At 41.5% G+C, this 1,448-nt stretch carries 1 protein-coding gene; it reads left to right on the forward strand.

The window, feature by feature from the left end; translation table 11 throughout:
- A partial coding sequence (locus RUMCAL_RS16060) for a hypothetical protein (protein ID WP_021683691.1) occupies window positions 1-1,448 on the forward strand: 1,448 nt, incomplete at both ends.

The raw sequence follows: 1,448 nt of genomic DNA on the forward strand, positions 1-1,448 counted from the left end.
AATGTACAAAGATACTTTTTCATTTGCAAATCACCTGTGTACTTTATCACGGGAAGATTTTGCAGAAAGAGTATCTGATCCCGTAAGTGCTAATATGACAGATCCGGAATTAGATTTAGGTTATAGCACAGATATCTCTTATATAGCTTATCAGAGTGGACTTTGCTTTGGCATGGCTGCCATTTCGGTATTGGTCCACAATGGTGAACTGACTCCGAGCGATTTGCAAGAAGGTGCAGAAACGTTATACGATGTGACATTGACCGATGATGTGGATGCGTTGATTGCTTATTACAACTCTCTGCAGCTATATTCAGAGGTGGAACTCGCAAGCATTGTAGAACCTGCAATGCTGTCCAAAGAAGAGCATACCGATATGTTTCTGGATTGTGCAGCACGCTGCAAGGAAAAAGGCACTTACTTTATGGCAGGTATTTCCACCAAAAAAGGCGGCACACACGCTGTGGTTGGCATGGATGAAATATCCGGCAATTGGACATTCGATGGCATCAGTTATGATACCTGCATTGTCACCTACGACAGCAACTGTGTGAAACCAGATACAGAAACATCGGCTTTTAAGGATGATGCCTGCATCTATATTAATTCGGAGACCAAACAGTTCTGTATCCCAGCATACGAAGCCTCTTCGGAAAATGGTGATGTCTTACTGTATGCCTCAGATGATGATTCCCTGTTGACTTATAAGGCACCGATCCGTGGTACTACAAAAACCAACACTGATGTTTCAGAAACCGTGAAATTAAAATTTTACAACGGCGGAAAAGACCAGATGCAGTTGAGTTCTACTACAAAAGACGGACAGACGTATGACTTTTGGAAATTAGGCAAAGTCAATTACGGAGGTTTTATTTTCTTTGGAAAAGGCTCCTCTTTCCATCTGGAAAAGAATGAGCGTGCGTCGGGATTTGCCTTTAGTATTCTTGGTGAAGGATACCGTCTCAGAATAGAACAATTTGATCGGAAGGATCCTGAACTAAAAGGCGTTGGTTCGAAGTGCAAAATCGATTTCTCTAAAGATGGTATAACTTATACCAATACAGATACACAAAAAATTGCACTGTCATATATTTTCACATACGATGAAGGCAATTACAATTTTACACCAGTATCCAGAAGTACCATTGCTATTGAAGTCGCACCAAATCAAACAGTGACTGTTTCAAAACAGGATACTGGATTTGCAATCACCGGCGGTGGAGAAGTATATGTACAGACAATGCCAATGATTGCACATAAAGAGCAGGATGCATTCGATGGCAGCTATGAAGAATACCTCGACTGGTTGGGAAGTTATTTTATCAACTTTGTTCGATCGAAAGATGTTCTGCTGCAATTCAATACTGAAAAGGAATGCAGTGAACTGGTATACGACTTTGACGGCGACGGTGTGTTTGACGATGTTCCCATACTTGGCGATGCAGACG

The organism is Ruminococcus callidus ATCC 27760 (assembly GCF_000468015.1).
GTDB lineage: Bacteria > Bacillota > Clostridia > Oscillospirales > Ruminococcaceae > Ruminococcus_C > Ruminococcus_C callidus.